The organism is Pyxidicoccus trucidator (genome assembly GCF_010894435.1).
Taxonomy (GTDB): domain Bacteria; phylum Myxococcota; class Myxococcia; order Myxococcales; family Myxococcaceae; genus Myxococcus; species Myxococcus trucidator.
Window position 1 is genome coordinate 1 of the sequence record NZ_JAAIXZ010000104.1, and the last position, 405, is coordinate 405.

1 protein-coding gene is annotated in these 405 nt (G+C 68.1%); it reads left to right on the forward strand.

Annotated elements, in window-relative coordinates:
* On the forward strand, nt 1-405 hold a 405-nt coding region (locus tag G4D85_RS48615; protein ID WP_164021958.1), incomplete at both ends, for a hypothetical protein.

Genomic DNA, 405 nt, shown 5'->3' on the forward strand with positions numbered 1-405 from the left:
GGCCGTGTCACTGGACGCTGGGCATCCTCTTCGCCGGCAGCGCCGAGCCCTCCGAGGGTGAGCTGTGCGGCTTCCTCGCCTACCTGCGCTCCAGCAACCAGGCCGCCTTCGAGGAGGCCATCGAGTTCTTCGGCCTGCGCATCGACGAGGACTGGGACGCGGGGGCCGGCAACGGCGCCACGCTCTACAGCAGCAGTGGCAAGAAGTACTCGGGTTGGCCCGCGCAGCAGCGCGACGACGCGACCTGGGCGCGGATGGACGAGACGGAATCGGCGGGCAACTACTACAAGACGTATCACTGGTACTACCGCTTCCAGATGGCGGGACGGACCATCGAGGGATTCCAGCGCGCCATGTGGAACGCGGCCCGCATCCGCCTGCGAGACATCCGCGACACGCCCTGGG